The sequence below is a fragment of the Micromonospora sp. NPDC005172 genome (assembly GCF_040608555.1).
Classification (GTDB): domain Bacteria; phylum Actinomycetota; class Actinomycetes; order Mycobacteriales; family Micromonosporaceae; genus Micromonospora.
Map to the genome: position 1 here is coordinate 2,038 of NZ_JBEXIL010000104.1, position 1,791 is coordinate 3,828.

At 57.4% G+C, this 1,791-nt stretch carries 1 rRNA gene (only partly in view); it reads left to right on the top strand.

Annotation, left to right across the window (positions count from 1 at the left end):
• Positions 1–71: 71 nt before the first annotated feature.
• A 23S ribosomal RNA gene (locus ABZV06_RS31835) occupies positions 72–1,791 on the top strand (it continues 1,488 nt past the right edge of the window).

Sequence of the window (1,791 nt, forward strand, 5' to 3'; positions counted from 1 at the left end):
TGGTGTGGGGTGGATCGGGTTGTGGGTTGGTCGTTTGTTGAGAATTGCACAGTGGACGCGAGCATCTTTGTGGTCAAGTTGTCAAGGGCGAACGGTGAATGCCTTGGCACCAGGAGCCGATGAAGGACGTGGGAGGCCGCGATAGGCCTGGGGGAGCTGTCAACCAAGCTGTGATCCCAGGGTGTCCGAATGGGGAAACCTGGCACCAGTCATGTGGTGTCACCCACACCTGAACACATAGGGTGTGTGGAGGGAACGCGGGGAAGTGAAACATCTCAGTACCCGCAGGAAGAGAAAACAAATTTAGTGATTCCGTGAGTAGTGGCGAGCGAAAGCGGATCGAGGCTAAACCGGCTGCGTGTGATACCTGTCAGGGGTTGCGTGGTCGGGGTTGTGGGACCCTGCTGAACAAGCTGACACTTGTTCGAGAAGTTACAAAGTCAGTGGCTAGTCGAACAGTCTGGAATGGCTGACCGTAGACGGTGAGAGTCCGGTAGGTGAAAGTTGCTGACCTTCTGTGGGTGTTCCCGAGTAGCGGCGGACCCCTGAAATCTGCCGTGAATCTGCCAGGACCACCTGGTAAGCCTAAATACTTCCTGGTGACCGATAGCGGACAAGTACCGTGAGGGAATGGTGAAAAGTACCCCGGGAGGGGAGTGAAATAGTACCTGAAACCGTTCGCCTACAATCCGTCGGAGCCTTGCGGGGTGACGGCGTGCCTTTTGAAGAATGAGCCTGCGAGTTAGTGGCATGTGGCGAGGTTAACCCGTGTGGGGGAGCCGTAGCGAAAGCGAGTCTGAATAGGGCGCTTTAGTCGCATGCTCTAGACCCGAAGCGGAGTGATCTAGCCATGGGCAGGCTGAAGCGCGGGTAAGACCGCGTGGAGGGCCGAACCCACCAACGTTGAAAAGTTGGGGGATGACCTGTGGTTAGGGGTGAAAGGCCAATCAAACTCCGTGATAGCTGGTTCTCCCCGAAATGCATTTAGGTGCAGCGTCGCGTGTTTCTTGCCGGAGGTAGAGCACTGGATGGTCTAGGGGGCCCACAAGCTTACCGAAATCAGCCAAACTCCGAATGCCGGTAAGTGAGAGCGCGGCAGTGAGACTGCGGGGGATAAGCTTCGTAGTCGAGAGGGAAACAGCCCAGATCACCAGCTAAGGCCCCTAAGCGTGTGCTAAGTGGAAAAGGATGTGGGGTCGCACAGACAACCAGGAGGTTGGCTTAGAAGCAGCCACCCTTTAAAGAGTGCGTAATAGCTCACTGGTCAAGTGGTTCCGCGCCGACAATGTAGCGGGGCTCAAGCACACCGCCGAAGCTGTGGCATTCACATTTTAACCTCGCTTGGACGTGATTCCTTGTGCAGGTGTGTGGATGGGTAGGGGAGCGTCGTGCCGCGAGTGAAGCAGCGGGGTGACCCAGTTGTGGACGCGGCACGAGTGAGAATGCAGGCATGAGTAGCGAAAGAAGGGTGAGAAACCCTTCCGCCGGATGACCAAGGGTTCCAGGGCCAGGCTAATCCGCCCTGGGTGAGTCGGGACCTAAGGCGAGGCCGAGAGGCGTAGTCGATGGACAACGGGTTGATATTCCCGTACCCGCGAAAGAGCGTCCCTGATGAACCTCGTTGTGCTAACCACCCGAACTGCCTGATGTCTTCGGACGGATGGTGGGGAGCGTGGGAACCTGGCGGGTAGTAGTCAAGCGATGGGGTGACGCAGGAAGGTAGCTGAGCCCGGCCGGTGGTTGTGCCGGGGTAAGCGTGTAGGCCGTGTCGTAGGCAAATCCGCGACACAT